Raw genomic sequence first — 25,941 nt, forward strand, 5'->3', positions numbered from 1 at the left:
CCCTGCTGTCCTCACGAGGTGACCGGTCGGATCACCGCACCGTGACCGTGCGGCTCACCGTCAGGCCGTCCGCTGTCGCAGCGGTCAAGGGTGCCGTGCCGAGGGGTACGTCCGCGGGGATCCGCACGGTCGTGCGGGCGGTCCCGTTGACGTCGGTCACGGCCGTGCCCAGGACCCGGTCTCCGAGGGTGTAGGTCACGTCGGCGTACCGGCTGAACCCGGCCACCGAGATCGTGAGGGTCCCACCGGGGGCGGCCGCGGAGCCGGCGCGCACCGACACCGCAGGGTCCGGGTTGATCGTCACCGTCGCGGTGCGGACCGTCGAGACGTTCCCCGCCCGGTCCACGGCCCGGGTGGAGACCACGTGGTCCCCGACCGTGGAGATGACGACAGCCGCGGTGTACGGCTGCCACGCGCTGCCGTCGACCCGGTACTCGAGGGCGGCGACCCCGGAGTGGCCGTCCGTCGCCGTCGCGGACACCGTGATCGGGTTCCTCGGCGTACCGATGGTGACGTTCGGTGCCCGGGTGGCCGTCGCGGCGGGCAGGGTGCGGTCCACCTTCACCACCGTCTGGGCCTGGGAGCCGGCCACCGTCTCCCCCCCGGCGACCAGTCGGTGGTCGATGAGGGTGCTCCCGTTCTTCGACACGGTCAGGGAGGTGGTGTAGGTGCGCCACGTCCCCTGGTCGATCCGGTACTGGACACGCTGCCCGGCCGGAGCAGTGAGGGCGACCAGCACCGGCTCCTGGTACCAGCCGTCGGCGGAGGCCTGGTCTGCCGAGGTGATGCGCACGTCCGCCGTGGTGGCCGGGGGAGCGACGGTCAGCACGACCTCGCGGGTGGCCTCGGTGTTGCCGGCGACGTCGCTGGCCCGGTACTGCAGCCGGTGCGCCCCGGTGGCCGTGACCGCGATGCCGTCGGCGGGCACTGCTGTCCACGCGCCACCGTCGAGGGCGTACTGGACGGCACCCACGCCGGAGCCCGAGTCCGCCGCCGTGACCCGCGCCGTGATGGTCGACCCGGCTTGCGCCGTCCCGGATGCCGGGTCGGTCGCGACGCTGCTGACCGGTGCTGTGCGGTCCACCCGCACCTCCAGCGAGCCTTCAGAGCCGGTGACGGGGGAGCCCCCGACGGAGGCCCGGTACTGGAGCGTCGTCACCCCCTCCGTGGTGACGACGACCGGACCGGTCACTGTCTGCCACTCACCGGTGGCGGCCAGCCGGTACTGCGCCGAGGCCGTCGAGGGTGACGGCGTCAGGGCCACCGAGACGTCTCCCCGGAACCACCCGGCCTCGTTCGCCGGCGACGCCGACGACGGGACGGCGGTCACGGAGACGTCGGCGACCTGCACGGTGTCCCGCACGAGCGGGCTGGCGTCGAAGGACACCGAGATGGTGGTCTCCCCACGCCCGGTGTAGGACGCCGGGAGCACGAGCGTGGCTCGCTGCTCGGCATCGAGGGTGACCGAGCCCAGCGGCGTCGGGGACCCGCCTCCCGCCGGGTGGGCGAAGACGCGGCCCACGGTCCCGGCACGGGAGTCGACACCGGTGCGTGCGACCGGGGTTGCGTCGATCGTGATCGTCGAGCCCGGCAACACCGACTGTTCGGCGACCAGGTCGGACGACGGCGTCCCTGCCGCGAGCGCGGCGGCCGAGGGTGCCACGGGGACCAGGAGCCACTCCTGCTCGTCGTCGGCGTTGCCGCCTCCGGTCACCGGGGGCTGCAAGACCGGCGTCCCGTTCGAGACGCCGACCACCAGCTGGGGGTTCACGACGGACTGGATGCGGACGTGCCCGTCGCTGCTGGGCACCAGCGTCCAGGTGCCGCCGGCCCGGTCGTCGACCCACTGGGCGAGGCGCTGACCCGGGGTGGCGTTGCCGGTCCAGATCGAGGCCTCGCGACCACCGGACCCGTTGAGGAACGTGACTGCCCCACCGGCCTCGGGGACGACGTGCCAGGACTGGGTCGCGGAGTCAGCCGCGGACCCCGACGCCTCGAGCCGGATGTCGGGACGGTCGGCGTTGCCGCGGTCGGCGTCGTTCGTGCTGTCGCCGGTGCCCCAGACCTGACCGGTGCGGCGGTTGACGACCTCGTAGTAGGACCCGACAGAACTGCCGAGATCGACCTCGCCGTAGCGGATCGTGGAACCTGCGGTCGCCCCGCCCCAGACGCCCTGGAGCACCACGATGCGGCCGGTGTTCGAGACGTACTGCATGGTCCGGCTGTAGCCCGAACCCAGGGTCGTCCGGTAGCGCGTCCACACGCCGTCGCTGCGACCGCTCGCGTTCACCCAGATGTCGCCGTTGCCGTCGGCGTTGTAGGTGATGCGGCCGTCGGGGAGGACCTCGAGGACGGGGCTGCCCCCGTTCTGCAACTGGCCCGACCCGGCGTCCGTCGGGAGGTCGCTGATGTTCCCGCCGGCGTCCCCGCTGCCGAACCGGAAGTCCAGCGGGCTGTCCGCGAACTTGTAGTGGGCGATGTTGCCCCCGCCGAAGTACTCGAACGTCATCATCCACCGGCCATCGGTCGTCGGGACGACCGTCGTCATGCCCGGCCGTCCGCCACCGATCGACACGTCACCGGGGGCGCCGAACGTCGTGCCCGAGACGTCCAGCACGGGCTCGCTCCACGACCCGGTGCCGTCCCAGGTCCGGTGCGCCAGGATCTGTGCCCCGGTGTCCTGGCCGGTGTCGTTGTCCGGCCGCAGGGTGGGCACCCCGGTGACAGCGTCGTACCCCGAGTAGTCGTTCTCGTCGGAGTAGTAGGCGACGAGTCGGCCGTCGTGGACGAGCAGGTGCGGCTCCCACACGGGGTCGATCTGCCGAGCGGTGTTGGCGGCAGCGATGTTCTGGCCGATGGCCCCGGCGCTGCCACCCTGCCAGCCACCCCGGGCGATGATGTCCTCGAAGGACCAGTCCGCGCCCTCGTTCGTGCTCGAGTACAGCGCGATGGCCAGGTCGCGGCGGTCTCCGTCGTTGGCGGGCACCCAGTTCGGGTCGGCGGCCTTGCGCTCGGTGTAGTACTCGTCCTGCCCGGAGACCACCGTGGCCAGGAGCAGCGTCCCGGCGTCCAGTTCACCGACGTCCTCAGGCAGGACGTACAGGTAGGGGTTGGTCCAGTTGCTGGTGTAGGGGTCCATCGCCGGGTCGTCGCTCATCTCGGCAGGCGAGGCCACGGTCGTCAGCGGCTGCCAGGAGCTGCCGTTGTCGTCGCTCTTGTAGAGCGGCATGGTCTGGCCGACAGCGCCGTCGTTCCCGGCGGTCACCGTCGACAGCTCGAACGCCGCCACCAGCCGACCGCTGGGCAACTCGGCGCTCTTGGGGTAGATGGCGCAGTTGCCCCGGCCCTTGAGGCACTCGTTGCCCCCGAGTTCGTACATCACGCCACCGGTCGGGGCGTACGCCCGGGCAGTGGGTGGATCGGCCACCGCCACGACCGTCATCGCGGTCAGCGCTGCTGCCACCGCGCCGGCTGCTCTCAGGGACCTGCGTCTGTGCACGTCGTCTCCAGGGTGAGGGATGTCGTCGTCGACTCCGTCGCCGACCACGACCGGTCGCTCCCGCAGGCAGCGGTAGCGGTCGGGCCCGCCCGCCTCGTCCGTGGACCGTCGGCTCGCCACGTGGGGCGGTCGACGGACGAGGGACCCGCTGTCTGATCAGCACGGGTGGACCGAGATCCCGAGGTCCGGGCATCTCGCAGGGGTGCCTCGACTGTGGTGCAACACTCCCGCCCGGCTGATGTTATCGATAACACAGAAGGGGTCAATGTCCCTGGAGATCCAGGTGTCGAGCAGGTGTCGGCTCCTCCACCAGGACCGATGCACCCGACGGGTCCTGGTCAGGGGGATCAGCCAGCAGTCGGGTGACGCGAGCGGGAGGCAGGTTGCCCCAGACGTCGTGCCGGCTGCCGCCGCGGGCCGCGAGCAGGTGCTCGACGCGGGCGTGCCGGAGGCGGTCGGCGTGGCTGCCGGTCAGTCCACGGAGGTGGCGGCTGCCGAGGTAGGCGAACCAGGTGAGGGACCCGCCGGGCTGCAGCAGCTCCTCGTAGCGGTCCAGCGTGCTGCGGACGAAGTCGGGGTCGAAGTTCGTGAACGGCAGCGCAGAGACGATGACGTCGTAGCCGGCGGCCAGGTGTGGCTCGGCGTCGGCGAACGCGACGCCGTGCAGACGCGCGTCGACGGGGGCGCCGGTGAGCAGGTCCCGGAGCGCGGGCAGGAAGGCCGGGTTGACCTCCACGACGTCCAGGCGGCTGCCCGGAGCCAGGAGGGGGAGGAGGACCCGGGTGACGGCCCCGGTGCCCGCGCCGACCTCCAGCACGGTGAGCGGGCGACCCGTCCGCTCGAGCACGGGGGCGGTGAGGCTGCGGGCCAGCCGCGAGCCGCTGGGCGCGATCGCGCCGGTGAGGACCGGTCGCGACCAGCTCTGCCGCAGGAAGGACCACCGTGCGCTGCCGCGGGCCCACGCGGTGCAGACCGCCGCGGTCACGAGGGCCGCCGGCAGGTGACGGTGTGCTGGCGGCGGCTGAGCACGGCCAGGACGAGCAGGGCGCCCACGGGGTCTCCTCGGGGTGGGTCGGCGGTCACGGTGGGCTGGGTGCCTGGGGACGAGGGCGTCCCGCCGCCGGGGGGGAGGGCGGCGGGACGACCCGTTCAGACGCCGGCCTGCTGCAGGGTCGGGTAGTCGGTGTAGCCGGGGGCGCCGCCCTCGGCGCCCGAGGCGTAGAACGTCGCCGGGTCGGGGGCGTTGAGCGGGTGGTCACCGGCCCAGCGCTCGACGAGGTCGGGGTTGGCGATCAGCGGTCGTCCCACGACGACGCCGTCGGCGAGGCCGTCGGCGAGGACGTTGACGGCCTGCTCACGCGTGGTGCCGGTGGCGGTGGCCAGGTTGACCACCGTCGTCCCGCCGAAGGTGCGGCGCAGGTGCTGGACCAGGTCACTGCCGGGCTCGGGGTGCAGCACCGACAAGTAGGCCAGACCCAGCGGCGCCAGCCCCTCGACCAGGGCGGTGTAGGTGGCGAGGACGTCGTCGGCGTCGGGCTCCTGGACACCCTGCACGCCGACCCCGGGGGAGACCCGGATGCCGACCCGCGCGGCGCCGATCGCGGCGGAGACCTCGGTGGCGACCTCGATCACGAACCGGGCACGAGCCTGGGGGCTGCCGCCGTAGACGTCGGTGCGGGTGTTGGAGTCCGCGCCGAGGAACTCGTGCAGCAGGTAGCCGTTGGCCGAGTGCAGCTCGACGCCGTCCAGTCCGGCGTCGACCGCACGCCGTGCAGCGGCGACGAACTCGGCCTTGACCGAGACGGCCTCCTCCGTGGTCAGGGCCCGCGGCACGGGGTAGGGCTGCGGGCCGCTGGGGGTGAACACCTCGCCCTGGGTGATGGCGATCGCCGAGGGTGCGACGAGGTCGTCGGTGCCGGTCACGTCGGGGTGCGACACCCGGCCAGCGTGCATGACCTGGGCGACGATGCGACCACCGCGGGCGTGCACGGCGTCGGCGACCCGGGCCCAGCCGGCGGTGTGGGCGTCGGTGGCCAACCCGGCCTGGCCGGTGTAGCCGCGCGAGCCGGTGCTGGGGAAGGTGCCCTCGGTGACGATCAGGCCGGTGCTGGCGCGCTGGGCGTAGTACTCGACGTTGAGGTCGCTGGGGGTGCCGTCGACGAGCGAGCGCATCCGGGTCAAGGGCGCCATCACGACGCGGTTGGGGAGCTGGAGGTCACCTGCCTGCAGCGGGGAGAAGAGGTCGGGCGTGGGGTGGGTGCTCATGGCTGTCCCTCGGTCTGGGGTGCGTGTGGGGTGGGCGGGGATCAGGCGTCGTGCGACAGCGATGCGCTGAGCTCGCGGTGGGCGTCGATCTCGGCCTGCAGCGTGGCGATCCGGGCCTCGATGCCGGCCATCGCGTCGGCACCGGCCACGAAGCGGGCGGGGGGCTCCTCGGAGGTGGCCAGGTCGATCAGCGCGGCGGCGAGCTTCGCGGGGTCACCGGGCTGCTGGCCGTTCATCCCGGCGAAGGCGGCGACGGTGGCCTCGGTGCCGGCCGCGTAGTCCTCGATCGTGGAGTCGGCGACGGTGGTGGACTCCGGGCTGAGCAGCTGGGTGCGGAAGAACCCGGGCTCCACGGTCAGCGTGCGGATGCCGAAGCCGGCGACCTCGGGGGCCAGTGACTCCATGAAGCCCTCGAGGGCGAACTTGGAGGCGGCGTAGGCGGAGGTGAAGGCGCCGCCGACGATGCCGGCGGTGGAGGTGATGGTGACGACGACGCCGGAGCGCTGGGCCCGCAGCAGCGGCAGCACCGCCCTGGTGACGTTGAGCGGGCCGGTGAAGTTGGTGTCCATCTGGGCCTGGAAGTGCTCGGGGCTGATCTGCTCGAAGAACCCGGCCTGGAACGAGCCGGCGTTGTTGACCAGGACGTCGAGCCGACCGAACCGCTCGACCGCGGCGTCCACGGCAGCCTGGATGCTGGCCGGGTCGGTCACGTCCAGCGCGACGGCGAGCAGGTCCGGGGACTCACCGAGTGCAGCGGTGACCCGGGCGGCGTCGCGGGCGGTGGCCACGACCTGGTGGCCGGCGGTCAGTGCGGCGCGGGCGATGTCGACGCCCATGCCGCGGGCAGCTCCGGTGACGAGCACGACCTTCTTCTCGGACACGGTGTTCTCCTCTGCGGTCGAGGTGGGCCTGCGGTGTGCAGGACGTGTGCGCCTCGATGCCGTCAGGAGCAAGACAACGCGGGATCGACAGCACCAGCCAGACCCGCTGGAGAGGGGTACTCGCAGTGACTCCTTCGGGCGTTCCCGCAGCTCAACGTCGCCCCTACGCTCGATCCCGTGAACGACAAGGAAGCCGCCCGGAACGCCGTCCAGGAGTTCCTCAGCACGCGGCGCGACCGGACCACCCCCGAGCAGCTCGGTCTGCCGAGCTCTGGCACGCGGCGACGAGTCAAGGGGCTGCGGCGTGAGGAGGTGGCCCTGCTGGCGGGGATCAGCCCGGAGTACTACGTGCGCCTCGAACGCGGACAGGCGACCGGTCCCTCGGCCAGCGTCGTGGACGCCATCTCCCGGGTGCTCGGGCTCGACGACGACGAGCGCACCCACTTGGACCGGCTGCTCGCCGCGCTCACCCCGGGGACCCGACGACGGGTCCGGCCCGCGCCCAAGGAGACCATCAGCCCCGGGGTGCAGGTGCTGCTGGACTCACTGGACCACCTGCCGGCCATGGTGTTCAACTCCCGGCTCGACGTGCTGGCCTTCAACGACCTGGCCCGGGCGCTCTACGCCTCGGTGCTCCCGGCGGAAGGCCCGGTCAACACCGCCCGGTTGCTCTTCCTGGACGAAGACCGCTTCCGGTCCCTGCAGCCGGACTGGGACGACCTGGCCGACGACGCGGTCTCCATCCTGAGGATCGAGGCCGGACGCCGTCCCGACGACCCGGCGCTGACGACGCTGATCGGGCAGCTGTCCACCCGCAGCGCTGCGTTCCGCACCCGCTGGGCCGCGGCGAACGTCCGGGCGCACCGGGGCGGGAGCAAGACCTTCCAGCACCCGGTGGTCGGCCACCTGGTGCTGCCCTTCGAGAACCTCACCGTCGACGCGACCGGCGACCAGGTCCTGACCGTCTTCACCCCGCAGCCCGGCACCCCGGCGCACGACTCGATCCAGCTGCTGGCCAGCCTGGCGGTGTCGGGGACCCGCGGCCCCGCGCGCACGGCCTGACCGTGCGACGCCGACCTCGACCACGACCTGAGCCACGGCCCACCGACCACGACCGATCGACCACGACCCACCGACCACGACACGCAGGAGGCACACCGTGACCGACGGACGAGACGTCCCCACCGGGCAGGCGAACATCGGGGTGGTGGGTCTGGCCGTGATGGGCTCCAACCTGGCCCGCAACCTGGCCAGCCGGGAGGGCAACACCGTGGCGGTCTACAACCGCTCACCCGAGCGGACCCGCACTCTGCTCGCCGAGCACCCCGAGGCCGGGTTCCTCGCCTCGGAGACCGTCGAGGACTTCGTCGCCTCCCTCGCCCGGCCCCGGACGGCGATCATCATGGTCCAGGCCGGCGCGGGAACCGACGCGGTCATCGAGCAGCTGGCGGCACACCTCGAGCCCGGTGACGTCCTCGTCGACGGCGGGAACGCCAACTTCGTGGACACCATCCGCCGCGAACGCGACCTCCGCGAGCGGGGTCTGGACTTCGTGGGCACCGGGATCTCCGGCGGCGAGGAGGGGGCCCTGCACGGGCCCTCGATCATGCCCGGCGGATCGGTCGAGGCCTACCGGACCCTGGGCCCGATCCTGGAGTCCATCGCGGCCGTCGCCGAGGGCAAGCCGTGCGTCACCCACGTGGGCACCGGCGGGGCCGGCCACTTCGTGAAGATGGTGCACAACGGCATCGAGTACGCCGACATGCAGCTCATCGCCGAGTCCTACGACCTCCTCCGCCGGGTGGGCGGCCTGGACGTGCCGGCGATCGCCGACGTGTTCGCGGAGTGGAACGGCGGGGACCTGGAGTCCTACCTGATCGAGATCACCGCCCAGGTGCTCCGCCAGACCGACGCCCGCAGCGGGGGACCGCTCGTCGACGTCGTCCTGGACGAGGCCGGCTCCAAGGGCACCGGCGTCTGGACCGTGCAGAACGCCGTCGGACTCGGCGTGCCCGTCTCGGGGATCGGTGAGGCGGTCTTCGCCCGGGCCGTGTCCAGCAAGCGGGCCCAGCGCGACGCCGTCCGGGCGGCGGCGGGACCCCGACCGGCGGCCCATCCGACGCCCCCGGACTTCCAGGACGACGTCCGCGCGGCGCTGTACGCCTCCAAGGTGGTCGCCTACGCGCAGGGCTTCGACACGATCGTCGCCGGCGCGCAGCAGTACGGCTGGGACATCGACCTCGGCGCCATCGCCGAGATCTGGCGGGGCGGCTGCATCATCCGGGCGCAGTTCCTCAACCGCATCGTCGAGGCCTACGAGCGGGACCCGCAGCTGACCTCGCTGCTCGAAGACCCGTACTTCGCCCGCGCCGTCTCCGCGGGGGAGGAGGCTTGGCGGCGGGTGGTGTCCACCGCGGCCCTGTCGGCGGTTCCTGCCCCGGGGTTCGCGTCGGCCCTGGCGTACTTCGACGCGCTCACCTCACCGCGGCTGCCCGCTGCCCTCATCCAGGGGCAGCGGGACTTCTTCGGTGCCCACACCTACCGGCGGATCGACACCCCGGGGGTCTTCCACACGCTGTGGTCCGGGGACCGCACCGAGATCGAGACGGTCCCCTCCTCGCACTGACCGAGGGTGAGCCCCGCACGGGGCTCACCCCGGGCCGGGTGCCCCGGTGGTCCTGCCGGCAGCCCAGCTCGCGAGCAGCTGGAGGGCGTCGTGGGCCGGGGACCCCGGTGCTGGGGCGAAGACGGTCATCGTGTGGTCGGCGGCGGCGTCGACCAGGAGGTTCTCGTAGGGCAGGACGAGCTCGCCGACCAGGTGGTGGGCGAAGAGCTTGACCCCGGCGTTGTGCGCCCGGACGTCGTTGCGTGCCCACCGGGTGCGGAACGGGGCGCTGCGGGTGGACAGCTGACCGATGAGCTCGTGGATGGCCTGGTCGTCAGGGTGCCTGCCGGCCTCGATGCGCAGCAGACCGACGGTGTCGTCGGCGAGCTGCTCCCACTGCGGGAAGAGCCGGCGGGCACGGTGCTCGTCCAGGAAGAGGAACCGGGCGCTGTTGGGCCCCCCCTCCAGGTCGAACAGAGGCGCGTAGAGCACCCGGCCCAGGGCGTTGGTGGACAGCAGGTCCAACCGGGCGTTCTGCACCACGGCCGGCAGGGTCGGCATGGCGTCGAGCACCACCTGCACCCCGGTGCTCACGACCTCGGTGACCGGTCGTCGGCGCCGTTTGCGCGCCTCGGGGGTGAGCTCGGCGAGGAGTCGGCCCAGGTGGGCGCGCTCGTCCTCGCCCAGTCGCAGCGCCCCGGCGACGGCGTCGACCACGCTCGGCGAAGGGCCGGTCGCCAACCCGCGCTCCAGCCGCACGTAGTACTCGGCGCTGATGCCGGCCAGCAGTGCCACCTCCTCACGCCGCAGTCCCGTCACCCGTCGCCGGGTCCCGACGACCAGACCGCAGCTCTCGGGGTCCACCCGGGCCCGGCGGGTGCCCAGGAACGTCCGTAGAGCCGTCCGAGCGGCGTCCTTGTCGACCATCAGGCCAGGCTAGGGCGGTGGCAGTCCCGGAGAGAGTCCCTCCGAGTACCCCCTCTCGGCAGGGACTGCCACGCACGCGCGCCCGGGGTCACGGTGGGGGACCACACGACCGACTCTCGCAGGAGCAGACATGCGCAACGCACAGCTCGGGGCCCTCGCGGTGTCCCGGATCGGCCTGGGCGCCATGACCATGGCCGGCACGTACACCTCGGGTGGAGGCCTGGACGACGCCGAGTCCATCGCGACGATCCACCGCGCCCTCGACCTCGGCGTCACGCACGTGGACACCGCCGAGATCTACGGCCCCTACCACTCCGAGGAGCTGGTCGGGCGGGCGATCGCCGGGCGACGCGAGTCCGTCGTCGTCGCCACCAAGTTCGGGCTGGTCTCCCACGCCGGCAACGGCCCGGGGACCATCGACAGCGACCCCGCCAACATCAAGACGGCGGTCGAGGGCTCCCTGCGCCGTCTGGGCACCGACCGGATCGACCTGTACTACCAGCACCGGGTCGACCCGACCACGCCCATCGAGGACACCGTCGGTGCCCTCGCCGACCTCGTGGTCGAGGGCAAGGTGCTGCACATCGGCCTGTGCGAGGCCTCGTCGACCACGATCCGCCGGGCGCACGCGGTGCACCCGGTCGCGGCGCTGCAGACGGAGTACTCGCTGTGGGCCCGCGACGTCGAGGACGAGCTGCTGCCCGTGCTGCGGGAGCTGGGCATCGGGTTCGTGCCCTACTCCCCGCTCGGGCACGGGTTCCTGACCGGCGCGCTGCGCACCCCGGCGGACATCCCCGACGACGACTGGCGCAAGACCAATCCGCGCTTCGTCGGGGCGGCCTTCGAGGCCAACCTGCGGCTGGTGGAGGAGGTCCGCGCCGTGGGTGCGGATGCCGGCGCCACGCCCGCCCAGGTGGCGCTGGCCTGGCTGCTGGCCCAGGGGGAGGACATCGCCCCGATCCCGGGCACCCGCCGGGTGAGCCGGGTGGAGGAGAACACGGCCGCGGACCGGGTCGTCCTCACGGCGGCGCAGCTCGCGCGGTTGGACGCGCTGACGCCGGCCACCGGGGCACGCCACGACGAGGCGAACATGGCCAGCATCGACCGCTGAGCCCGGCGAGTGGGGCCCGGGACCCATGGGTCCCGGGCACTGCCGGTCAGGTCGGGACCAACTCCACGACGGTGAGCTCGGGACGCGCCCCGACCCGCATCGGCGGCCCCCAGTACCCGACCCCGGCGGTCACGTACAGCTGGGTGTCGCCGTGGCGGGAGAGCCCTCGGACGGCGGGCTGCTCCAGCCCGACCACGTGGGTCAGGGGCCACAGCTGCCCGCCGTGGGTGTGGCCGGACAGCTGCAGGTCCACGCCGGCCGTGCGGGCCTGCTCGACCTGCACCGGCTGGTGGGCCAGCAGCACGACCGGGGTGTCCACCGCACGGCCGGCCAGGGCGGCCGTCAGGTCGGCGCCGTGCCCCCGGACGCCGGCATCCCGGGCGGTGACGTCGTCGACGCCGGCCAGGTCGAAGGCCGCCCCGCCGCGCGAGAGAGTCACTCGCTCGTTGCGCAACACGTCGACCCCGAGGGTGGGCAGGTGTGCCATCCACTCGGCGGTGTCCACGTAGTACTCGTGGTTGCCGGTGACGAAGAAGGTGCCGTCCCGGCTCGCGATGTCCCCCAGGGGTGCGACGTCTCGCCGGAGGTCGGCGACCGAGCCGTCGACCAGGTCCCCGACGACGGCCACGAGGTCGGGCTCGGTGGCGTTGACCATCCGCACGAGACGGGCGAAGCGGTCTCGTCCGTACAGCGAGGACAGGTGGGCGTCGGAGAAGGTGGTGATCCGGTACCCGGCCAGCTCCGGGGCCAGCTCGTCGATCGCGACCCGCACTCGTCGAACCACCGGCGGGGCGGCCGCGGCCCAGGTGCCGTACCCCACCGTGCCCACGGTGGCCGCCCCCGCGGTGACGGCCAGGGACCGGGACAGGAACAGCCGGCGGGAGGCGTCCGCGACCTGCCGGGGCGCGGCGGGCTCCGCCGCAGGAGCCACGGGGGTGGCGGGGGGGACGTGCCTGCGGTCCCGGCGGAGCAGCCACCACCGCAGGGGTTCGAGCGCCAGCAGCGCCAGCACCAGGTAGACCAGCGCACCCAGCCACCCGAACCCCACCAGGTCCAGCGGCGCCTGGACCTCGCGGGGGAGCACCTGGCGCCCGGCGTCGGCGGCGATGGAGCTCGCCGTGAGCGCCACGACGGCGCAGGTGGCGACACGACGGGTCCCCCCGGGTCGGGTCGTGTCACGGACCAGCCGAGACCAGACCAGGGCGAGCGCGCCGAGGAGGACGAGGGCGAGCACGGCGTAGAACACCAGGGCGGACACGGGGCGACGGTCCTCGGCACCTGACCCCGCGAGACAGGTCCTGTCAGTACCCCCTCCTGGCAGGCTCTTCCTCGGCGGCCTCGACCGTCCTCCACTGGTGACAGAGCCCGGGCACACCGCCGGGGCATCGTCAGAGGGGTCACCGCACATGTCATCGCGCCTGGACAACACCGTCGCCGTCGTCACCGGAGCCAGCAGCGGCATCGGTGAGGCCACCGCCCGCGAGCTGGCGGGCCTCGGCGCGACCGTCGTCGTCGTCGCCCGCCGCGCCGACCGACTGGACACCCTCGTCGCCACCATCGAGGCCGCCGGCGGCACCGCGCTGGCCATCGCCGCGGACATCGCCGACCGCGGGCAGGCCGAGGCCGCGGTGCAGACCGTCATCGACCGGTTCGGCCGGCTCGACGTCCTGGTCAACAACGCCGGTCTGATGCTGCTGGGGACCGTCCTGGACCAGGACGTCGAGGAGTGGGAGCGGATGATCGCGGTCAACCAGAAGGGCCTGCTGTACCTCACCAAGGCGGCCCTGCCGCACCTGCTCGCCGCCGCCGCGGACGACCTGCGTCAGGTCGCCGACATCGTCAACGTCTCCTCCATCGCCGGTCGTCAGGCCTGGCCCGAGTTCGGCGTCTACAGCATGACGAAGTCCGGCGTGCAGGCCTTCACCGAGGCGCTGCGCCAGGAGGTCACCCAGCGGTACGTCCGGGTCGGGGTCCTCGAGCCCGGTGCCGTCGCCACCGAGCTCGTGGCCCAGAACAGCCAAGCCGTGCAGGACGCGCTGGCTGCCTCCGACGCCGAGCGGATCCGCGAGCGCCTGCAGCCCGAGGACATCGCCGAGAGCATCGCCCACATGGTGACCCGCCCCCGACGCTCGTCGATCGCCGAGCTGTGGGCCATGCCCACCTCACAGGCCTGACCCGGCGGTGGCCGACCCCGGTGCCGGCGTCAGGCCAGCAGGTCGCCGGCCCGGGCGACCGGGAGCCCGTGCGCCTGCCCCACCGGCTCGCTGACCAGCTGCCCGCCCAGGCTGGTGAGGCCCGCCGCCAGCACCGGTGAGACCTGCGCCGCGCCCCGGACGCCGTGGTCGGCGACGGTGAGCAGGTACTGCAGGGTGGCCGAGGTCAGCGCCAGGGTGGAGGTGCGGGCGACGGCGCCGGGGATGTTGGCCACGCAGTAGTGCACGACGCCCTCCTCGACGTAGGTCGGGTCGGAGTGCGTGGTGGGCCGGCTGGTCTCGAAGCAGCCGCCCTGGTCGATGGCGATGTCGACGGCGACGCTGCCCGGCCGCATCGAGGCGATCATCTCCCGGCTGACCAGCTTCGGGGCCTTCGTGCCCGGGACCAGCACGGCCCCGATGAGGACGTCGGAGTCGGCGACGTAGGCGGCCAGCCGCGCCCGGTTGGGCTGCACCAGGTCCAGCCGGCCCTCGAAGACGTCGGAGAGGTAGGCCAGCCGGGACGGGTTGGTGTCGAAGACGCGCACGATGGCCCGCATGCCGACGGCGATCTTGGCCGCCTCGGTGCCCGAGACCCCGCCGCCGATGATCGTCATCTTGGCGGCTGGGGTGCCGGGGACGCCGCCCAGCAGCAGGCCGGCGCCGCCGGCGGGGCTCTCCAGGTGGTGCGCCGCGGCCTGCACGGCCATCCGGCCGGCGACCTCGCTCATCGGGGTCAGCAGCGGCAGCCGGCCGTCGGGGGTCTGCACGGTCTCGTAGGCGATCGAGTCGATGCGCCGCTCCAGCAGGAAGTCGGTGAGCGACCGGTCGGCGGCGGCGTGCAGGTAGGTGAAGAGCTGCTGGCCCTCCCGGAAGCGGTGGTACTCGGCGGGGACCGGCTCCTTCACCTTCACGATCAGGTCGGCGGCGAACACCTCGTCGGCGGTGGCCACGACCCGGGCGCCGGCGGCGGTGAACTCCTCGTCGCTGAACCGGGACCCCACGCCGGCCCCGGACTGCACCAGCACCTCGTGGCCGTGGTGCACGAGCTCGGCAGCGCCGTCGGGCTGCAGGGAGACCCGCTTCTCGTTGTCCTTGATCTCGCTGGGGATGCCGATCCGCACGGTGGGCCTCCGGTGGTGGTGGGTGATGCGTGGCACCATCCACCCAGCTGCTGCGGTCGGGGACCAGGGGGGACGAACAAGTGCGCAGGTTCAAGGCCTCCGACCGCAGGATCTGCGGCGAACGCGGGGTGGCGGGGTGACCGACCGGCCGGACCCACGCCCGCCCCGGCTCCTCGACGACGTCGACCGCCGGCTGCTGGAGCTGCTCCGCGCCGACGGCCGCCGGCCCAACAACCAGCTCGCCGCCGCGGTCGGGGTGTCGCCGTCCACCTGCCTGGCGCGGGTGCGGGCGCTCGTCGCCGACGGCGTGGTCACCCGGTTCACCGTCGACGTGGACCCCGACGCGCTGGGCCAGTCGCTGCAGGCGCTGGTGTCGGTGCGGATCCGGACCGGGGCCCGGCACCAGCTGACCGCCTTCGCCGACGGGTTGCGCGGCCTGCCCGAGGTGACCCAGTTCTTCTACCTGGCCGGGGCGGAGGACTTCGTCGTCCACGTGCGGGCGCGCAGCACCCACGAGCTGCGCGACTTCGTCACCGACCGGATCTCCACCCAGCCGATGGTCGCCGCTACCAACACCAGTCTGATCTTCGAACACGAGCACCGATGACCCCGGAGGTCCCCTGATGGCGCGCCTGCTCTACTCCGCGATCTGCTCGCTGGACGGCTTCACCGCCGACGCCGCGGGCGACTTCGGCTTCGCCTTCCCCGACCCGGAGGTGATGGCCTTCGTCAACGAGCAGACGGCGGCCGTGGGGACCTTCCTGCACGGGCGACGGATGTACGAGCTGATGCGCGGCTGGGAGACCGACCCGTCCTGGGCCGAGGGCACCTCCGGCGAGGCCGACTTCGCCGCGCACTGGCAGCGGGTGGACAAGGTGGTGTTCTCCGCGACGCTGGACCCCGCCGAGGTCGTCACCCGCCGGACCCGGCTGGAACGTGTTTTCGACCCGGTCGCCGTCCGCGCGCTGGTGGCGGGGGCGGACCAGGACGTCACCGTCGACGGCCCGACGCTGGCCGCGTCGGCGTTCCGCGCCGGGATCGTCGACGAGGTCCACCTGCTGCTGGCCCCGGCCGTCGTCGGCGCGGGCCTGCGGGCGTTGCCCGACGACGTCCCGACGGCCCTGCGGCTGCTGGACACCCGGCGGTTCGAGGGCGGGTTCGTGCACGTGCGGTACGCGGTGCAGGGCGGGCCTCCCCGGTGGTCGCCCACCGGGGAGGCCGGCCCGACGGGCTAGAGCCGGAAGGACGCCACCAGGTCCGTCATCGACCGGGACGACGCCGTCAGCTCCTGCGCGGTGGCCGAGGTGCGCTCGGCCGCCGCGCGGGTGCCGGAGACCGAGCCGGAGATGGCCTCGATGGTGTCGGAGATGCGGGCAGACCCACCGGCGACGTCGGTGACGTTGCGGACCACCTCGTTCGTGGTGGCCGACTGCTCCTCCACCGCTGCGGCCACCATGGACTGCAACTCGTCGATCCGGGCGATGACGTTCGCGATGTCACCGATGGCGACACCGGCTGCCTGCGCGTCGTTCTGGGTGGCGGCGACCCGGGAGGTGATCTCGTCGGTGGCCCGGGCGGTCTGCTGTGCGAGCTCCTTGACCTCGCCGGCCACGACCGCGAAGCCCTTGCCGGCGTCGCCGGCCCGAGCCGCCTCGATGGTGGCGTTGAGGGCCAGCAGGTTGGTCTGCTCGGCGATCGCGGTGATGAGCTTGACGACCTCACCGATCTCCCGGCTGGAGGCGGTGAGGCGCTCCAGGGTGTCGGCGGCCTCCTGGGCGTTGGTCACCGCACCAGCGGCGACCTGGGACGCCTGGCTGGTCGAGGTGGCGATCTCGCGGATGGCCACCGACATCTCCTCGCTGGCCGAGGCGACGGTGTCGATGCTGGAGGCGATCTCCCGGCTCGCCCCCGAGACCTGCTGGCTCTGGGCCTCGGTCTGGCCGGCCTGGTGGGCCAAGGACTCGGCGATCGCCGACATCGACGCGGAGGACTGGGTCATCACGTCGGCGTTGGCGGCGATGGCGCGCACCGTCTCGCGGAGGTGGTCGAAGGAGGCGTTCAGCGCGGCGGCGGTCATGCCGATCTCGTCGCGGCTGGTGCTCTCGATGCGCAGGTCCAGGCGGCCCTCGGCGAGGGCCTCGGCGACCTCGCGGGTGCGGGCCAGCGGGCGGGTGATCATCCGGGTGACCGCCACGAGCACCGCCAGCAGCAGGAGGGAGCCCACCGCGGCCACGCCGGAGATGACCCACGTCGCCGTCGTCGTCGCGTCGTGACCGTCCTCGGCGGCGACCTGGGCGGCCGCGGCCTCGGCGCTCTGCATGTCGTCCAGGGCGGTGTTGATGTCGGCGTAGGCCTGGAGGGCGGGCGAGGCCCGGTAGGCGTCCACCCAGCCGGCGTTGTCCCCGAGGATCGCCAGGGGGTCCAGGTCGTCGACCCGGGCCTGACGGTAGGTGGCCAGGTTGGCCTGGAAGTCCTCCTGCTGGGCCGTGGTGCTCGCCGGGCCGGCGGCGAGGTACAGCTCCCAGGCCCGGTCGACCTCGGCGTCGTGGGTGGCCCGGTTGACGTCGCGGACCTCCTGGGTCTTCACCTCCGGCTCCTGCGTGATGAGCATGTCGGTGTTGTCCTTGGCGCTGGAGTTGAACGAGGCGCGCACCCGGCCCAGCTCGACGGCCGCCGCGACGGTGGAGCTGTACATGGTGTCCAGCCGGTCGCTGAGCCGATTCGCCTGGACCAGCGACACCGCGGCCACGACGCTCACCGTGACCACCGCCAGCACCCCGATCGTGGCCAGCTTGACCCACATCCTGGCGTTCCTCAGGTACGACATGTCCCCGCTCCCTCCGCCTCCACGGACGTCGCGGAGCACGGCACGGACATCGGTCCGAAACCGCTTCAGTCCAGTCGTGACGCGAGAAAGTGGAGTGACCGTCCGGCGCCGGTCGACATGTCGAGCGGGGTGTCGGCGCGCGGTGTGGCGCGTGGCCTCAGCCCGCCGGCGCCTGAGCCGACCGCCACCGGTAGCCGTTCTCCGGGCGCCCGGCGCGCCCGTACCGCGGCCGGACGTCGGCGAAGCCGGTGCGCTCCAGGTGGTCCAGGTAGCGGCGGGCGCTCACCCGGGAGAGCCCGCACAGCTCGGCGACCTCGACGGCGGACAGGTCGTCCGCGGTGGACCCGCGCAGGGTCTCCACGACCAGGTCCATGGTGCGGTCCGAGAGCGCCTTGGGCAGGGTCAGGGGGCGCAGGGCGACGGGGCGGGGCGCCAGGCCCAGGAGCCGGTCCACCTCGTCCTGGCCCAGCGGGCCCTCGGCCTCCTCGCGCAGCCGGCGGAAGCGGTCCCGGTGCTCGGCGTAGTCGCGGAGGCGGTCGGCGAAGACCTGCAGAGGGAAGGGCTTGACCAGGTAGCTGGACACCCCGCCGGCCATGGCCTCCCGCACGGTCTCGATCTCCCGCGCAGCGGTGATGGTGATGACGTCGACCGGCACCCGGCGGGCCCGCAGCTCTCGCAGCACGTCGATGCCCGAGCGGTCGGGCAGGTGGACGTCGAGCAGGACCAGGTCGGGCCGGGTCCGGGTGACCGCCGGGAGCACCTCGGACCCCCGGTGGACGACGCCGACCACGGCGAAGCCCGGGATCCGCTGCACGTACCCGCGGTGGACCGCGGCGACGGCCTCGTCGTCGTCGACCACGAGGACCCGGACCGGCCGCTCCGGGCCGGTCACCGGGGACCCGTCGAGGACAGCTGGACCGCCGGCGCCGGGCGCCCGGCGTCGGCCGGCCGGAGGGTGACGGTGACCCGGGCCCCGCCCAGGGGCGACCGGGAGAGCACCGCGGACCCCGACCGGCGTTCGGCCAGCCGGGCGACGAGGGCCAGCCCGATGCCCCGCCCGTGCGCGCCGCGGTGGGCCTTGGTGCTGACCCCGGTCTGGAAGACCCGGTCGCCCAGGTGCTCGGGCACGCCGGGGCCGTCGTCGTCGACGCGCACCACCGTCTGCTCCTGGTCCTGCCGCACCTCCAGCTCCACCCGCCCACCGGGGCCGACGGCGTCCGCGGCGTTGTCCAGCAGGTTGCCCAGCACGGTGAGGACGTCGTCGTCGGGGACGCCCACCCGGCTGGCGGGGTGCACGTGCAGGCGCGCCCCGCGCTCCCGGACGACGGCGGCCTTGGCCAGCACCAGGGCCGCGGTGCCGACGTCCCGGACGGCGACCAGCTCGTCGGCCCGCAGCAGCCCGCCGCCACCGCCGATGCGCTCGATGTAGGCGCTGGCCTGCGCGGGCTCGTCGAGCTCGATGAGGCCCTGCAGGACGTGCAGCTGGTTGCTGAACTCGTGCGCCTGGGCCCGCAGGGTGGCCGTCAGGCTCCGCTGGTCGTCCAGCTCGCGGACGGCGCTGGAGATCTCGGTGCGGTCCCGCAGGGTGAGCACCCGGGCGACCTGCCGGTCGCCGACCACGGCGTTGCTGCGGCTGGCCAGCAGCAGCCGCTCGCCCACCAGCAGCGGCTCGTCCACGACGTCGTCGGCCCCGGTCAGCAGGTCGACGACCGCGGGGTCCAGCGCCTGGTCGGCCGCGAGCCCGGTGAGCTCGGCGTCGGTGTCCAGCAGCCGGAGGGCCTCGTCGTTGACCAGCACGACCCGGCCGTCGGCGTCGACGGCGATGACGCCCTCGCGGATGCCGTGCAGCATCGCCTCCCGGGTCTGCAGCAGGTGCGCGATCTCGTCGGGTTCCAGGCCGTAGATGCGCCGGCGGACGGTACGCGCGACGAGCAGGGAGGCCAGCACCCCGGCCAGTGCCGCCCCGGTCATCCAGGCCACGAGCATGGGGACGTCCTCCTGGAGGTCCTCCTGCAGGGCGGTCTCCAGGATGCCGACGGAGGCGGCCCCGATGACCCGGCCCGAGGCGTCCCGGACCGGGACCTTGGCCCGCAGCGAGACCCCGAGCGTGCCGGTCTCGGTGCCCACGAAGGTCTCCCCGGCCAGGGTGCCGCTGGGGTCGGTGGACACCCGCTGCCCGATGCGGTCGGGGTCGGGGTGGCTGTAGCGCACCCCGTTGACGTCGGTCATCACCACGAACGTCATGCCGGAGGCCTCGCGCAGCAGCTCGGCCAGTGGCTGGAGGGTGAGGGCGGGGTCGGGTGCGGCGTAGGCGTCGATGACGCTGGGGAGTCGGGCGGTGGACTGCGCCACGGTGAGCACCTGCTGGCGGTAGGCGTCCCGGATCTGTCGTTCCTGCAGCTGGACGGCGAGGGTGCCGGCCAGCACCACGGTCACCACGACGATCGCCACCTGGAGGAGCACCAGCTGGGACCGCAGGGTCAGGGAACGCCGCACGAGTCGGGAGTGTGCACCACTGCAGAGTGACCAAATCGACCAATGTGTCCTCAACCACCAGAAACGCGTGACAGCCACCACCCCCGCCTAGCTTTCCCGTCGACCGAGCCGCTGTGTCGCGGCTCACCTCGACGAGGAGGACTCGTGTCCCGCTCCACGCTCCCCAAGCACCCCCGCCGTACCCGCACCGCCCGTCTCGTCGCCGCCGCCGGCGCGACCGCCCTGCTGCTCACCGCCTGTGGCACCACCTCCGGCACCTCCGGCGGCGGCTCGGCCGACGCCGAGGGCGGCGCGGAGCCCATCGCCCGCCTCCAGGTCATGGCCCCGGCCGACCCGGGCGGCGGCTGGGACTCCAGTGCCCGCGCGCTGGCCGCGGCCATGGAGGAGGAGGGCCTGGCCGACTCGGTCAGCGTCACCAACGTCGGCGGCGCCGGCGGCACCGTGGGTCTGGCCGAGCTCGCCGACGAGCGCAGCGAGGACTTCCTGATGGTCATGGGCCTGGTCATGGTCGGGGCCATCGAGACCAACGACTCGCAGGCCACCCTGGCCGACACCACGCCGCTGGCCCGGATCACCGCCGAGGACGAGATCGTCGTCGTCCCCGCCGAGTCCCCGTACGAGACCATCGAGGACCTCGTCGCCGACATGCAGGACAACGGCCGCGACGTCTCCATCGCCGGTGGTTCGGCCGGCGGCACCGACAACATCCTGGCCGGACTCATCGCCCAGGCCGGCGACGTGCCGATCAGCGACCTGAACTACGTGCCCTTCTCCGGTGGTGGCGAGTCGCTGGCCGCGTTGCTGGGCAACAACGTCTCCGCCGGCATCTCCGGGGTCAGCGAGTACGCCGAGCAGATCGAGGCGGGCACGCTGCGCGCCCTCGCCGTCTCCGGTGACGAGCGGGTCGAGGGCATCGACGCCCCGACCCTCACCGAGGCCGGCTACGACGTCGAGCTGTCGAACTGGCGTGGCGTGGTGGCCCCGCCGAACATCAGCGACGAGGCCCGCGAGCGCCTGCTCGCCGTGATCGAGGCGACCGTCGAGAGCCCCGCGTGGGCCGAGGCGCTGGAGACCAACGGCTGGGAGGACACCTACCTGGCCGGCGAGGAGTTCGAGACCTTCCTCGACGAGGAGCAGGCCCGGATCTCCGACGTCCTGGACGAGCTGGGTCTCACCCAGTGACCCACGCTCTCCCGGAGCAGGCCCCGGCCGCGCCCGAGCGCGCCCGGGTCTGGCCCGAGTACGCCTTCCCCGCGGGTCTGCTCGCGCTGGGCGTCTTCACCCTCGTCGACGCCGCCACCATCGCGGTGCCGGTCTCGACCAACACCGTCGGCCCCCGGGTCTTCCCCTACGCGGTCGGGGCGCTGCTCGTCCTGGCCGCGGTCCTCGTCGGGCTCGGCGTCCGCCGCGGTGAGCGGGCCGAGATCGAGGACGGCGAGGACGTCGACACCACCGCCGCCACCGACTGGCCCACCGTGGCCAAGGTGGCCGCGGCCTTCATCGCCCTGGTCGTGCTCGTCGAGCCGGCCGGCTTCCCGATCGCCGCGACCGTGCTCTTCGGTGCGGTGGCCTGGTCCCTCGGGGCCCGACCGCTGCTCCGCCCCGTCCTCGTGGGGGCCCTCATCGCGGTGACCCTCCACGTCCTCTTCACCCAGGTGCTCGGCGTGTTCCTGCCCGCCGGCCCGCTCGAGGGAGTGCCCGGCTTTGGGTGACATCGGCCTGCTCATGGACGGCTTCGCCAACGCGCTGCAGCCGATCTACCTCGTCTACGCCCTGATCGGCGTCACGCTGGGCACCGCGGTCGGCGTGCTGCCCGGCATCGGCCCGGCCATGACAGTGGCCCTGCTGCTGCCGTTGACCCTGACGCTGGAGCCCACCGCGGCGTTCATCATGTTCGCCGGGATCTACTACGGCGGCATGTACGGCGGGTCGACGACGTCGATCCTGCTCAACACCCCCGGTGAGTCCGCCTCGATCGTCACCGCACTCGAGGGCAACCGGATGGCCAAGGCCGGGCGGGGGGCCGCGGCACTGGCCACGGCCGCCGTCGGCTCCTTCGTCGCCGGCACGATCGCCACGATGCTGCTGACCCTGGTGGCGCCCACCGTGGCGCGGCTGGCCGTCCAGCTGTCCCCGGCGGACTTCGTGGCGCTGATGGTCGTCGCCTTCCTGACCGTGGCCGCCATGCTGGGCACCTCGCCCAGCCGCGGCCTGGCCTCGCTGGGACTGGGCCTGTTCCTCGGCCTGGTGGGCACCGACAGCCTCACCGCCCAGCAGCGCTTCACCTTCGGCATCCCGGCCCTGGCCGACGGCATCGAGGTGGTCGTGGTGGCGGTCGGCGTCTTCGCCGTCGGCGAGACCCTCTTCGTCGCGGCTCGCCTGCGCCGGGGCCCCGTCCCGGTGATCCCGGTCAGCGGGTCGTGGATGACCCGCGAGGACTTCCGCCGGTCCTGGCCGGCCTGGTTGCGCGGGACGGCCATCGGCTTCCCGGTCGGGACGATCCCCGCCGGTGGCGCCGACGTCTCGACGTTCCTGTCCTACTCCGCGGAGCGCAAGCTCTCCAAGCGGAAGTCGGAGTTCGGCAAGGGCGCCATCGAGGGCGTCGCCGGTCCCGAGGCCGCCAACAACGCGGCCGCGGCCGGGGTGCTGGTGCCGCTGCTGACGCTGGGCATCCCGACGTCGGCGACGGCGGCGGTCATCCTGGCCGCCTTCAACAGCTACGGCATCCGTCCGGGCCCGCTGCTCTTCGAGAACGAGCCCGAGCTGATCTGGGCGCTCATCGCCAGCCTGTACATCGGCAACGTGATGCTGCTGGTGCTCAACCTGCCGCTGGTCGGGCTCTGGGTGCGCCTGCTGCAGATCCCCCGTCCCTACCTGTACGCGGGCATCCTCACCTTCGCCGCGCTGGGGAGCTACGCCGTCGGTGCGTCGACGACCGACCTGGTGCTGCTCGGGCTGCTCGGCCTGCTGGGTTGGGCGATGCGGGTCTTCGGCTACCCGATCGCCCCGGCGGTGATCGGCCTGATCCTCGGCCCGATCGCCGAGGAGCAGTTCCGACGGGCGATGCAGATCAGTCAGGGCGACCCCACGGCGCTGGTGACCAGCCCGTTCGCGGCCATCACGTACTCGGTGCTGATCGGGCTGTTCGCGCTGTCCTGGTGGCTGCGCCGCCGGCAGAGCCGGCTGGCCGCCGAGGTCCTGGGCGACGACGACGTCGTCCCCGCGACCGAGGCCCTGCCCGCCGGTGAGGTCGTCGACCGGGAGGGCAGCGGGGAGCCCCAGCCCACCGGCGTCCTCCCGGTGGCCCTGCTCGACCCCCCGGCCGGGACGACCCCGGACGACGAGAGAGGAGACCGACGGTGACCGTCGTCGTCGGCTACACGCCGCGGCCGCAGGGCCGGGCCGCGCTCCGGGTCGGCATCGCCGAGGCGCGGGCGCGCGGGGAGGACCTGTACGTGCTCAACGTGTCCTCGGGTGCCTCGCTGTCGGACCCGACGTACGCCACGGAGGAGCAGTGGGCCGAGGTGGTCGAGGAGCTGCGCGCGTCCGGGGTGGAGCACCGGGCCGAGCGGCACGTCGACGGGCGCGGCGGCGCCGAGGAGGTCACCCGGGCCGCGGCCGAGCACGACGCGACCCTGGTCGTCATCGGCATCCGGCACCGCACCGCCACGGGCAAGATGCTCTTCGGCAGCGATGCCCAGCGGATCCTGCTGGACGTGGACTGCCCGGTCCTCGCGGTCAAGGCCTGAGCACCCGGCCGGCTCGGTCACCCCGGGCCGGCCGGGCCCCGGCTCAGACGTGGACCGGCTGCCCCGTCGCCTCGAGCACCGACAGCCACAGGTCACCGCGGGGGTCGACCTGGTTGCGGGTCCGGGTGACCAGCGGGATCGGCAGGTTGACGAAGCGGCCGTGCCAGCGCCCGGCGACGGCCGCCGTCCGGCCGGCCATGGCGGCGTGCACGGCGGCCTGGGCCAGCCGGGTGCAGTAGACGGAGTCGTGGCTGTTGGCCGGCACGCTGCGGATGGCGTACCCGGGGTCGACGTAGCGCAGCTGGAACTGCTTGCCGACCGAGGCCAGGTGCGCGGTGAGCTTGTCGCGCAGCAGGGTGCCGATGTCGTGCAGCTTGGCGTTGCCGGAGGGGTCGGTGGCGCCGGTGCCCTGGAAGAGCTCCTGCCCGGCGCCCTCGGCGACGACGATCAGCGCGTGGTTCTGCCGGTCCAGGGTGCGTTCCACGTGCGCCAGCACCCCGCGCTCGCCCTCCAGCGGCATCGAGACCTCGGGGATGAGCACCAGGTCGACGTCGTCGCTGGCCAGTGTGGCGTAGGCGGCGATGAAGCCGGAGTGCCGGCCCATCAGCTTCACCAGGCCGACCCCACCGGGGTGCGAGCGCGCCTCGGTCGCGGCCGCGCGGATGGACTCGGCGGCCCGCCCGAACGCGGTCTGGAAGCCGAAGCTGCGGTCGATCCAGGGGATGTCGTTGTCGATCGTCTTGGGCACCCCGACGACGGCGATGGGCAGCCCACGCCGCTGGGCCTCCTCGGCGATGGTCTGCGCCCCGCGCAGCGAGCCGTCGCCGCCGATGACGAAGAGCACGTCGATCCGGCGCAGCCGCAGGGTCTCGACCATCACCTTGGGGTCGTGCCCACCGCGGGAGGTGCCCAGCACGGTGCCGCCCTGCTGGTTGATCCAGCGCACCGACTCCGGGGTCAGGACCATCGGCTCCGCGCCCGAGGGGGTGAGCCCCTGGTAGCCGTCCCGGAAGCCCAGCACCTGGGTGACCCCGTAGTGCTCGGCGAGCTCGTCGACGAGCCCGCGGATGACGTTGTTGAGCCCCGGGCACAGCCCGCCGCAGGTGACGATGCCGACCTTGGTGCGCTTGGGGTCGAAGAAGAGCATCCGGCGGGGGCCGCCCGGCTCGAACGTGGGCAGCTCCTCCACCGGGACGCCGCGCTTCATCGCGACCCCCAGCGTGCCGTCGACGAGGACCCGGTCGTGCTCGCCGACGTAGTGCATCGACTCACCGCGTTCCAGCAGGCCACCGTCGAGCGGGGAGTGCACGGTCAGCTCGCCCAGCGTGCGCACCGCCAGGTCGGCTGCCGTCAGCTCGAGCTGTTCCACCGTGTCCACGGTGCCAGTCTGCCCGGCGACCAGCCTCCTGTGACACCCGCCTCGCCCGTGACCTGCACGAACGAGGTGGACGTCCCAGACGTCTGACCCGCTGGTGGGCGTCCGCGGCGCGCCTCGCCGACGGGCTGCTCAGGCCCCCGGGGACGGCGTCGGTGGCCACCCGTCCTCGAGGTCGGCCAGCGTCCGCCCGGACAGCGAGGCCCACGTGCGGACGACGGGCCGCTCGTCCGGGCCGGCGCCGCCCAGGCGCACCACGCGGCAGCCCGCCGCGACCGCCGACTCGGTCCCCGGGGCGGAGTCCTCCACGGCGGTGCACCGCTCCGGCGACCGGCCCAGCAGGCGGGCGGCGAGCAGGTAGGGCTCGGGGTCGGGCTTGGGGTGGGCGACGTCGTCGCCGGTGACCACCACGTCGAAGAGGGCGCCACCGGAGGCCTCGGCCGCCGCGGCCGCGACGGCGTCGGCGATGGCGGCGGGGGAGGAGGTGACCAGTGCGGTCGCGTGGCCGGCCGTCCGGCACTCCTGCACCAGCTCCAGGGCGCCCGGCATCCAGGGGACGCCCCGGGCCACCTCGCCGGCCACCGCGCCGACGAGGACGGCGAGGACCTCCTGCGGGGTCATCGCCACCCCGGCCCGGGTGAGGGCCGCCGCCGTCCGGGCCGGGCTCTGCCCCACCGTGGCCGCGCTCTCCGCCGGCCCCCAGGTGACGCCGTGGGCGCGTGCCAGCTGCTGCTCGGCCGCCGCCCAGGAGGGCTCGGTGTCCACGAGCGTCCCGTCCATGTCCCACAGGAACGCCGTCCCGGTGCTGCTCACGCGCATGGAGGGACGGTACGCCCTGCGTAGCGAGACTACGTCCGGCACTCCACGACAGGCCTCCAGGGCCACCCTCC

22 protein-coding genes are annotated in these 25,941 nt (G+C 73.4%); 10 read left to right on the forward strand and 12 right to left on the reverse strand.

Going from position 1 to position 25,941, the window contains the following annotated elements; genetic code table 11:
* Positions 1-31: 31 nt before the first annotated feature.
* The 4 genes from ASG41_RS24100 to ASG41_RS04275 all read right to left on the reverse strand — a co-directional run bounded on the left by ASG41_RS24100 (position 32) and on the right by ASG41_RS04275 (position 6,645).
* Positions 32-3,463, reverse strand: coding sequence for an RICIN domain-containing protein (locus ASG41_RS24100; RefSeq protein WP_200938716.1), 3,432 nt, complete (start codon positions 3,461-3,463; stop codon positions 32-34).
* A gap of 298 nt (positions 3,464-3,761) precedes the next feature.
* Positions 3,762-4,484 (reverse strand): class I SAM-dependent methyltransferase, encoded by a 723-nt coding sequence (locus ASG41_RS04265; protein ID WP_056290483.1) that lies wholly within the window; start codon positions 4,482-4,484, stop codon positions 3,762-3,764.
* A gap of 164 nt (positions 4,485-4,648) precedes the next feature.
* Positions 4,649-5,764, reverse strand: coding sequence for an alkene reductase (locus ASG41_RS04270; protein ID WP_056290486.1), 1,116 nt, complete (start codon positions 5,762-5,764; stop codon positions 4,649-4,651).
* A gap of 41 nt (positions 5,765-5,805) precedes the next feature.
* A complete protein-coding gene (locus ASG41_RS04275; protein WP_056290489.1) occupies positions 5,806-6,645 on the reverse strand; it encodes an SDR family oxidoreductase in 840 nt (279 codons plus the stop codon).
* Between the two features lie 177 nt (positions 6,646-6,822).
* Between ASG41_RS04275 and ASG41_RS04280 the strand changes: the two genes are divergently transcribed.
* Positions 6,823-7,707 (forward strand): helix-turn-helix domain-containing protein, encoded by an 885-nt coding sequence (locus ASG41_RS04280; protein ID WP_056290493.1) that lies wholly within the window; start codon positions 6,823-6,825, stop codon positions 7,705-7,707.
* Positions 7,708-7,804: 97 nt separating this feature from the next.
* Complete coding sequence (gene gndA / locus ASG41_RS04285; RefSeq protein WP_200938717.1) at positions 7,805-9,271, forward strand: NADP-dependent phosphogluconate dehydrogenase; 1,467 nt, start codon at positions 7,805-7,807, stop codon at positions 9,269-9,271.
* Between the two features lie 24 nt (positions 9,272-9,295).
* Here the strand turns inward: gndA and ASG41_RS04290 are convergent, their stop codons facing one another.
* The gene (locus ASG41_RS04290) at positions 9,296-10,177 is read right to left on the reverse strand and encodes a helix-turn-helix domain-containing protein (RefSeq protein ID WP_056290496.1); all 882 of its coding nucleotides are present in this window, start codon (positions 10,175-10,177) and stop codon (positions 9,296-9,298) included.
* 130 nt (positions 10,178-10,307) lie between these two features.
* Here ASG41_RS04290 and ASG41_RS04295 point away from each other — a divergent pair, with 130 nt between their 5' ends.
* On the forward strand, positions 10,308-11,288 hold the full coding sequence (locus ASG41_RS04295; protein WP_056290501.1) for an aldo/keto reductase: 981 nt from the start codon (positions 10,308-10,310) through the stop codon (positions 11,286-11,288).
* Positions 11,289-11,334: 46 nt separating this feature from the next.
* Here the strand turns inward: ASG41_RS04295 and ASG41_RS04300 are convergent, their stop codons facing one another.
* Positions 11,335-12,546: a metallophosphoesterase gene (locus tag ASG41_RS04300; protein WP_235564470.1), complete on the reverse strand. Its 1,212-nt coding sequence runs from the start codon at positions 12,544-12,546 to the stop codon at positions 11,335-11,337.
* Positions 12,547-12,694: 148 nt separating this feature from the next.
* Between ASG41_RS04300 and ASG41_RS04305 the strand changes: the two genes are divergently transcribed.
* Positions 12,695-13,462 carry an SDR family oxidoreductase gene (locus ASG41_RS04305; protein ID WP_056290505.1) on the forward strand — a complete coding sequence of 256 codons (768 nt, stop codon included), beginning with the start codon at positions 12,695-12,697 and terminating at the stop codon, positions 13,460-13,462.
* Positions 13,463-13,491: 29 nt separating this feature from the next.
* Here the strand turns inward: ASG41_RS04305 and ald are convergent, their stop codons facing one another.
* The gene (gene ald, locus ASG41_RS04310) at positions 13,492-14,643 is read right to left on the reverse strand and encodes an alanine dehydrogenase (RefSeq protein WP_235564472.1); all 1,152 of its coding nucleotides are present in this window, start codon (positions 14,641-14,643) and stop codon (positions 13,492-13,494) included.
* Between the two features lie 97 nt (positions 14,644-14,740).
* Between ald and ASG41_RS04315 the strand changes: the two genes are divergently transcribed.
* Positions 14,741-15,211: an Lrp/AsnC family transcriptional regulator gene (locus tag ASG41_RS04315; RefSeq protein WP_056290511.1), complete on the forward strand. Its 471-nt coding sequence runs from the start codon at positions 14,741-14,743 to the stop codon at positions 15,209-15,211.
* 16 nt (positions 15,212-15,227) lie between these two features.
* Positions 15,228-15,839 carry a dihydrofolate reductase family protein gene (locus tag ASG41_RS04320; protein WP_056290514.1) on the forward strand — a complete coding sequence of 204 codons (612 nt, stop codon included), beginning with the start codon at positions 15,228-15,230 and terminating at the stop codon, positions 15,837-15,839.
* Here ASG41_RS04320 and ASG41_RS04325 read toward each other — a convergent pair.
* From ASG41_RS04325 to ASG41_RS04335, 3 genes are all read right to left on the reverse strand, one after another.
* Positions 15,836-17,431: a methyl-accepting chemotaxis protein gene (locus tag ASG41_RS04325; RefSeq protein WP_082556561.1), complete on the reverse strand. Its 1,596-nt coding sequence runs from the start codon at positions 17,429-17,431 to the stop codon at positions 15,836-15,838. The two genes, ASG41_RS04320 and ASG41_RS04325, sit on opposite strands and share 4 nt — an antisense overlap.
* A gap of 157 nt (positions 17,432-17,588) precedes the next feature.
* A complete protein-coding gene (locus ASG41_RS04330) occupies positions 17,589-18,323 on the reverse strand; it encodes a response regulator (RefSeq protein WP_056290521.1) in 735 nt (244 codons plus the stop codon).
* Positions 18,320-19,927, reverse strand: coding sequence for a sensor histidine kinase (locus ASG41_RS04335; RefSeq protein WP_200938718.1), 1,608 nt, complete (start codon positions 19,925-19,927; stop codon positions 18,320-18,322). The genes ASG41_RS04330 and ASG41_RS04335 overlap by 4 nt, the downstream gene beginning before the upstream one ends.
* 144 nt (positions 19,928-20,071) lie before the next feature.
* On the opposite strand from ASG41_RS04335, the gene ASG41_RS04340 reads away from it, so the two are divergent.
* Genes ASG41_RS04340 through ASG41_RS04355 form a run of 4 tightly spaced genes read left to right on the forward strand, consistent with a single transcriptional unit; the run spans position 20,072 to position 23,676 of the window.
* Positions 20,072-21,109: a tripartite tricarboxylate transporter substrate binding protein gene (locus tag ASG41_RS04340; RefSeq protein ID WP_056290524.1), complete on the forward strand. Its 1,038-nt coding sequence runs from the start codon at positions 20,072-20,074 to the stop codon at positions 21,107-21,109.
* Positions 21,106-21,639 (forward strand): tripartite tricarboxylate transporter TctB family protein, encoded by a 534-nt coding sequence (locus ASG41_RS04345; protein ID WP_056290528.1) that lies wholly within the window; start codon positions 21,106-21,108, stop codon positions 21,637-21,639. Before ASG41_RS04340 ends, ASG41_RS04345 begins: the two co-directional genes overlap by 4 nt.
* The gene (locus tag ASG41_RS04350; protein WP_200938719.1) at positions 21,632-23,290 is read left to right on the forward strand and encodes a tripartite tricarboxylate transporter permease; all 1,659 of its coding nucleotides are present in this window, start codon (positions 21,632-21,634) and stop codon (positions 23,288-23,290) included. Before ASG41_RS04345 ends, ASG41_RS04350 begins: the two co-directional genes overlap by 8 nt.
* A complete protein-coding gene (locus ASG41_RS04355; RefSeq protein WP_056290531.1) occupies positions 23,287-23,676 on the forward strand; it encodes a universal stress protein in 390 nt (129 codons plus the stop codon). Before ASG41_RS04350 ends, ASG41_RS04355 begins: the two co-directional genes overlap by 4 nt.
* Before the next feature lie 43 nt (positions 23,677-23,719).
* Here the strand turns inward: ASG41_RS04355 and ASG41_RS04360 are convergent, their stop codons facing one another.
* Both ASG41_RS04360 and ASG41_RS04365 read right to left on the reverse strand, forming a co-directional pair.
* A complete protein-coding gene (locus tag ASG41_RS04360; protein ID WP_082556562.1) occupies positions 23,720-25,054 on the reverse strand; it encodes an ATP-dependent 6-phosphofructokinase in 1,335 nt (444 codons plus the stop codon).
* Between the two features lie 129 nt (positions 25,055-25,183).
* Positions 25,184-25,870, reverse strand: a complete 687-nt coding sequence (locus tag ASG41_RS04365) for an HAD family phosphatase (RefSeq protein WP_056290534.1) — start codon at positions 25,868-25,870, stop codon at positions 25,184-25,186.
* Positions 25,871-25,941: the final 71 nt, after the last annotated feature.

This window comes from Modestobacter sp. Leaf380, from assembly GCF_001424485.1.
GTDB lineage: Bacteria > Actinomycetota > Actinomycetes > Mycobacteriales > Geodermatophilaceae > Klenkia.